This is a genomic window from Vibrio sp. V38_P2S17PM301 (genome assembly GCF_009904845.1).
Taxonomy (GTDB): Bacteria; Pseudomonadota; Gammaproteobacteria; order Enterobacterales; family Vibrionaceae; genus Vibrio; species Vibrio proteolyticus.
On sequence record NZ_WXWO01000051.1, the window covers coordinates 21,505 to 27,707 of the forward strand.

Below are 6,203 nucleotides of genomic sequence, written 5' to 3' on the forward strand. Positions count from 1 at the left end.
ACTTCCTCTAAACGTCTGCGTATGGGTCGTATTCGGTTTCACACATGGTAGCGTTGCGTGTAGGCTTATTTCGGTTACGACGGTGTGACGGGCCAACGGGAAGCGCAACCAATAGCGCTAGGGCGTCGGCATCATCCGGAGAAAATCCAAGCGTTTTTTTGATGTCGTCTTTTTTGATAAGTAATTCGCGGTCTTTTTGGTCGTGACCAAATTCTATGGCGCCTATCTCGGTTAATAGATCCTCGTCGTAGTGCAGACAGCCACCAGCTTTTAGCCACTTCAAAAGATTGTTGTACATGTATGCGCGCATGTTCGCGTAATGTGGGTCAGGGGAAGCTTCAGAGAACGTAATATCAAACACTGAGCACGTTGGATTTAGCTGTCTGATACGGTCAGCGACGGGACCACCAACGCCGGTTGTATCAATGAAAAACACATCCGGATCAAATTCGTCGATCAGTTGCATGGCCTTCGCGGCCAATTTCATTGAGTCACGATAAAGCGCACCAGGTAAAACCACTTTTTTACGCACCCGCCCGTTAAGCCCCTCACGGAAACGAAACACACAATCATCGTCACCGCCCCTGGCAACGTCGAGAGACATCACTCTAACGTCACCCTCCATTGAGCTATTGACGCGGCTCATTGCGCCCTCTAGTAGCTCGGTTGGGATCTTCTGGTTACTCGATGCGGAAGGAAACACACCACGAACACGGACGCGAAAAAAGTCAGAATCTAAGCCATAGTCCTCAAGCCACTGCGCAATTTTCGATTTGTTGGTTACCTGGACTGTGCGGGAATCAATATTTTTTCTTAACCACCGGCGGCGGAATTTACGGAAACATTCACGGAAGCGGCCAGCGTTTCGCGTAGGGTTACCGAAAACAAACCAGAACGGCTCACCGTCTGTTAAGCCACCTTCGGCAACCTCCCAAATTTTGTCCGGTACTGCAGACGCCTCATCGAACAAATACCAGGGCGTTGAGTTAGCACAGTGCAGACCGGCGAAAGATTCACTGTTTTCTTCACGGCATGTTTGCGCGTCCACTCGCCAGGTTTGAGGGAATTCCTTGTGAAAGAAATTCATGTTTCCTTTGCCGTTGTTATACGTGAACCAGTGTTTGTTGATTAGCTTTGCGGTCCACTTACCAAGCTCGCCCCACGTTTTTGTTTTCAACTGATCAGAAGTGTTCGACGTCACGACGCCTTTTGAATGCGGACGCGTCGACATAACGAAATGAATAATCCAACTTGAACCGCAAGATTTACCAATACCGTGGCCGCTGGCGACGGCATAGAGAAAAGCATCAACAGGGTCCTTACCGTTGAAATCGTTTAGCTCTATGGCCTCTTTCCAGTCGTCGCACATTTCGCAGAACCACGCATCAGGGCCGTATTTACTTTTGTAGCGGCTAGCCCAGGGTTCAGGAAGCTCTACCAACTGCAGATCAGGATCATCATCCCAGGGATATGCATAGAGAACAAACCCGAGCGGGTCATTGTAGAAAGAGCCAATGTCCTCAGCCAACATTAACTCAGCTTGTTTGCTGTCAATTTCCTGATTCATAGAAACGCCTAAATTTTCAGGAAAACAGGGCTATTTAACATATTACCTGTAAAGCGCACCTCAGTTTTCCTGTTCGTTTGAATCATCCCTGCTAACGCTTAAAAGTGATTATTTTCCCCTGCAGAAAACGACGCTTTTTTCACTGTTCATTTGTAGCGCCAGTGTTAAAAATCGTTTCGCTTAAATCTCAGGGTGAAGCGGTTATTTTTTACAATCCATAGGCTTTAGGCTTCGTGTTGCTGCAGCAAGTATTTTCCCACTCTGGAGGAAACCAAACGTGTCCCGCACCATCAAAGGGAACCGGGAAGCGGTGGCCGCAATTCTGACAAAGCCAGTACGTTGTTTTTGTGTCGTGGTATCCGTGGATCTCTTCAATATCTTTGATCATTCTTTCGTTCTCCTGCGTCCCGCCAATATCGCTTTTACCAGGTCGTCTGATGCGCCAATCTCAACGCGTTGTGCTGCGTGGTCCCCGTCCATTTTGTTGAGTTCAGCGATGGCCGACACAATGCCCTTTGCATCAAACGTGTAAGCGAGTGCAATCTCGCCGTCTTTGTCGTCTGTTACTGAATGTTCGCCCTGCATATTGATCACGGGCCTCACGTTCTGCGCGCAACGTTGAACAGTCTCCCAGAGCAGTTGCCTTTTTTCGCGAAAGGACCCTATTGCTTTTTCCACTTCCGGATATTCGCTGGTGTCGCGTATAGACTTGAGGAATGCAGAGATCTTAGGGTTACTAACCATCTCACTGGCACTTACATCAGGATTTTTTGAAGGTTGACGATTAATTTTTTCACATGCCGCCAGGTATGCAGCCCGTTGATTTTTAAAGTGGTTCTTAATCAGTTCGATACAAAATTCACGCTGCAATTTACGGCTAATCGCATCAAATAATTTTTTTTGTTCTTCTGTGAATGTGCTTTTTACTTCTGACATTTCCGGAAAACCCTATAAAACTCCTATTGTTTCCCGGAGTTTATCGAGTGAATACCGTGTAAAGCGGCCAGAAAGTTTGAGGTTTACCCATGTTTTCAGGGGAACAAACTAGAAAGGCAGAGTTTTAGGGAAAATGATTTTTTACTTTTGGTAGGATTCCAACGAGAAATTTTTATCTCGTTGTATAACTAGGTTAAGGAGAAAATTTTTGACCGATAAACATCGATATTTAGCTCTCACTATTTTTCTGCTCTACACCATTTCTGTATCTGTTTTTTCTGGGTATCAGTATGTTGGTGACCTTGTAGAAAAAGTCTTGAATGGTTCTCAGATGCTATCCACGTTTTTTGTGTTACCAGCACTTCTGGCCATGTTCAGAAAAGTGAGCTTGTTTAATGCAAAGGAACTGATGTTCTTATCATGGACTTATCTTACTTTGGGGGCCCTCTCATACATCTACCCGGCGATCATTTATTGGGAGCAAGGGCCGTTGGAGTTTTTTGATCTGATTTTTTGGGATGCGATTGTAACGGGAGTCGTTTTCGTACTGATTAGGAAAGCTGCTCACGTAGGTTAAACGGCCGTCCTTTTCAGGTACGGCCGTTTGTAGTGCAGCAAAGCAAAGGTGGTCATATGTATGACTCGCATTCAGTGTCTTAGCTTCTACTCTTTGCAGCCAGCTTAGAGACGAAATTCTGCGACCCGCTTCTAGAGCATTAGTACTTTTGTCATCCACCAGCTGCTATGCAGTGTCATGCGCCCTAAAGTTCAATTTCCCCAAATATCAAGACCCCAAAATGTGACACTTAGCCCACCATTGTTTTTTATGGCAAAATAACTGTTGAATCGCTCTTTTTAACTATCTCGCCTCGAAATGACTTAGAGGTAAAATAGCGCCATTGCAGTTTGTAATACGTAGAGTGTAGCAATGACCAAAGATAGAGCAGCTAAACATGATGAAATGGGTTATCCATTTCCCCCACCACATTCTGTTTTCTGGGAAAACGACGAAGGATATGAGGGAATGTCTTACGATGAGGCAGTTTCTCAATTTCATGCTCAGTCACCAGAAAAGCAGGCCATGAATGTCAACCCTCTTAGGTCACCATTACAAAAGCAACAGGAAGCAAAGCGTCAAGAACAACGAGCACGCATAGAGCAACTAAGACAAGAGCGTGAAACTCAATACTCTAAGCTCTCAAACAGTTCATCGAGTTCCACCAGTGCAGGTCAAAGCGCCTACGATTTCACAGAGCAGGAATGGAATAAAAACCTCAAAGAAGATTTGAAAAAATATTTGGAGGAACGACACGTTCAAACTTGCATACTGACAGTCGATGATGCAGCACGATGTGCATTAAACCTTTGGAAGCAAAAAAATGAAGAAGGTGAAACTGTCGGAACTGAGACATTGAAGCTCTTAGAGGATATACACTCTAAAGTTGATATTGGTGTTGGGCTAGTAGCCGCGGCCAAGGTTTCAAAAGCGTTAGGTAGCTTGGGAGTCACTGTAAAGCAATATGTTGACACTAAAGGCAAAGAGCGAATCATTATTTCTAGTCTTTGGAATGACGGGAAAATGCATTACGCCGTGGTAAATGGACTCAACATTAAGAAAAATCACCCATACTTAATCTCGAACCCAACAATCAAACAGCTCGGTACGCTTGCACAAGATACCGTCAAGGGNTAATGACGATTATCACTTAGTGGATTGGTTTGGAAACGTAGGCAGTGACCTATTTAAGGCTATGGCCGTTCTAGTTTCAAGTACCTACCTACTAAGCCTCACTGTTGCGCTTGGTATTACGATGCCCATTTTAGCAGGTGTTCTTTTATGGGTAGGTGTAGATTGGGTAATTGGTGAACTTTGGGAGTCCTTTAAAGTAGAGGATCAAATTGTAAACGGATTGAAGAGTGCAACCAATGGTTAACAAACTGTCTTATTTATGTGGCGCATTATTATGTATATTTGGACTGCCTTTTGGATTGTACCTAAGTTTTGAGGATATCTACAATGTGTACTCACTTAACAGCAGTATCATCGAAGTGAGCTACTTTTTTGCCATATCTCCTATTATTATTTGGCTTATATCCATCGTTATCATAGGGAATTTTTCTTTGCTTTCTAAAGGGAAAATAAGTCTTTCTGACCTAGGAAAAAAAACGTTGGGTGTGTATATGCCATTGGGAGCTTTAATAAGCTCCGTACTCATGGGGTACTACTTAAAACCAGCGATGGTTAATTATTTAATTGACCACGGATATCAGTTGAAAGAGACAATTAGAGCTTCTGCTCCTTGGCGACCGGATACTGATATCTACGTGCTTGAAAAGAAAAATACAGGCTTTTGACAAATTGCCACAGCTTACTAAAACAACTAAGCAACTTGAAAGGTTAGCTCAATGACCAGTTTTATTCGCATACTCCGGTTTTTTCTCTCTGTAGCCATCATCGTTATCTCCACTATTTTTCTTGTTAAGAACTTTAGTACGTTGTTTGACGAAGATGCGAACTATGTAGTGATACGCGGATTCATCTCACTGTGGGCTATGTTTGGTATGTTTTTTATTGGCATCTCTGCGTTGTCCATGTCGATAGTGACGAAAGGCAGTTGGCGTCAATCTCATTTCAACCGTCTTTATGTAAGTTCGATACTAATTAATGCAGCTGTATTATCACCAGCATTAGCTGGTGTTCTGAAGTATCAATTGGAAAGCAAAGCACATGGTTATGTACAGTGTGAAGACCTTTCCCGCTCATCACGCCGCTACTCTAGTGAAACTTACGCAACAACAGCGGAGGAATGCCAAGAATTGGCCAAGGTCAAGCAAAAAGACCACAAGTAAAAGTACACGAAGCCATGGTTAATTAATGTTTGACAAAATACTGTTTGTTCTTGGATCTGCAGTCATAATGACGATCATTCCTTTTGGAATGTATGAAATGGCTGAAAGTCTATACGCGAGTGTCTTTTTGGCAAAAAAAGAAGTCGAAGTTAGCTATATTTTCGGCGTGCTTCCCTTGCTCACCTCAATATGGCTACTTGCACTATTGGGATTAATTAGCCTTCCAATTAGGAAGAAAATCAACTTATCTAGTAAAACTAAAAAAATCATAGGCACCTACATCCCTATCTACACGGCTCTATTCGGAGTCATGATAGCCATAATTGGCAAACCATTGATCGTCGAAAACTTAGTAAGCCACGGATATGTACTTGAACGTACTGTCGATATAAAAACAACATTCCAGTGGGTGCTTGATAAAGAAGTTTATGTATATAGGGGCAAGTATGCAGCAACTTCAAAAGCATAATGATTTTTCACATCATTCAAACAGGAGTACGCCAAGTGGATAAAAAACTGTTTCATCTATATGGCGCATTAGTGTGCCTATTTACAATTCCACTTGGCTTTTACCTATGTATTGAGGATATATACGATGTGTATTACCTCAACGGCGAAACAATAAAGGTCAGCTACTATTTTGCTGTAGCTCCATTGTTACTTTACATTTCGTTGATCTTTGTTTTTTTGGGGGGGATATTCGCTAGTCGTCAAGAAAGTCAACCTCTCAGCAAAGCAAAAAAAATACATTTCTTTCCATTATCCGGTTATATCTGCTGCCATATCTGTAATGTTGGGGATTACGTTCAAGCCATTAATAGCCGATAATTTAATCGACCACGGCTATCAG

At 43.1% G+C, this 6,203-nt stretch carries 8 protein-coding genes; 5 read left to right on the forward strand and 3 right to left on the reverse strand.

Annotated features, from left to right (window positions below; all coding sequences use genetic code 11):
* Positions 1–7: 7 nt before the first annotated feature.
* The 3 genes from CAG64_RS10990 to CAG64_RS11000 all read right to left on the reverse strand — a co-directional run bounded on the left by CAG64_RS10990 (position 8) and on the right by CAG64_RS11000 (position 2,503).
* Complete coding sequence (locus CAG64_RS10990; RefSeq protein WP_161488947.1) at positions 8–1,567, reverse strand: terminase; 1,560 nt, start codon at positions 1,565–1,567, stop codon at positions 8–10.
* A 208-nt stretch (positions 1,568–1,775) separates the two neighbouring features.
* Complete coding sequence (locus CAG64_RS10995) at positions 1,776–1,955, reverse strand: hypothetical protein (protein WP_161489312.1); 180 nt, start codon at positions 1,953–1,955, stop codon at positions 1,776–1,778.
* Positions 1,952–2,503 (reverse strand): hypothetical protein, encoded by a 552-nt coding sequence (locus CAG64_RS11000; RefSeq protein ID WP_161488946.1) that lies wholly within the window; start codon positions 2,501–2,503, stop codon positions 1,952–1,954. The genes CAG64_RS10995 and CAG64_RS11000 overlap by 4 nt, the downstream gene beginning before the upstream one ends.
* A 208-nt stretch (positions 2,504–2,711) precedes the next feature.
* Between CAG64_RS11000 and CAG64_RS11005 the strand changes: the two genes are divergently transcribed.
* The 5 genes from CAG64_RS11005 to CAG64_RS11030 all read left to right on the forward strand — a co-directional run bounded on the left by CAG64_RS11005 (position 2,712) and on the right by CAG64_RS11030 (position 6,181).
* Positions 2,712–3,080, forward strand: a complete 369-nt coding sequence (locus tag CAG64_RS11005) for a hypothetical protein (RefSeq protein ID WP_161488945.1) — start codon at positions 2,712–2,714, stop codon at positions 3,078–3,080.
* A gap of 1,349 nt (positions 3,081–4,429) precedes the next feature.
* Complete coding sequence (locus tag CAG64_RS11015) at positions 4,430–4,858, forward strand: hypothetical protein (RefSeq protein WP_202601094.1); 429 nt, start codon at positions 4,430–4,432, stop codon at positions 4,856–4,858.
* A 51-nt stretch (positions 4,859–4,909) separates the two neighbouring features.
* Positions 4,910–5,353, forward strand: coding sequence for a hypothetical protein (locus CAG64_RS11020; RefSeq protein ID WP_161488837.1), 444 nt, complete (start codon positions 4,910–4,912; stop codon positions 5,351–5,353).
* Positions 5,354–5,420: 67 nt separating this feature from the next.
* Positions 5,421–5,822, forward strand: coding sequence for a hypothetical protein (locus CAG64_RS11025; protein ID WP_161489313.1), 402 nt, complete (start codon positions 5,421–5,423; stop codon positions 5,820–5,822).
* 35 nt (positions 5,823–5,857) lie between these two features.
* On the forward strand, positions 5,858–6,181 hold the full coding sequence (locus tag CAG64_RS11030; protein ID WP_161489314.1) for a hypothetical protein: 324 nt from the start codon (positions 5,858–5,860) through the stop codon (positions 6,179–6,181).
* The last annotated feature ends 22 nt before the right edge of the window (positions 6,182–6,203 follow it).

Bases quoted from the DNA above. Each gene is read 5' to 3' on its own strand.
- CAG64_RS10990 (WP_161488947.1), bottom strand. From the start codon at position 1,567: ATGAATCAGGAAATTGACAGCAAACAAGCTGAGTTAATGTTGGCTGAG.
- CAG64_RS11015 (WP_202601094.1), top strand. From the start codon at position 4,430: ATGGTTAACAAACTGTCTTATTTATGTGGCGCATTATTATGTATATTT.
- CAG64_RS10995 (WP_161489312.1), bottom strand. From the start codon at position 1,955: ATGATCAAAGATATTGAAGAGATCCACGGATACCACGACACAAAAACA.
- CAG64_RS11020 (WP_161488837.1), top strand. From the start codon at position 4,910: ATGACCAGTTTTATTCGCATACTCCGGTTTTTTCTCTCTGTAGCCATC.
- CAG64_RS11025 (WP_161489313.1), top strand. From the start codon at position 5,421: ATGACGATCATTCCTTTTGGAATGTATGAAATGGCTGAAAGTCTATAC.
- CAG64_RS11000 (WP_161488946.1), bottom strand. From the start codon at position 2,503: ATGTCAGAAGTAAAAAGCACATTCACAGAAGAACAAAAAAAATTATTT.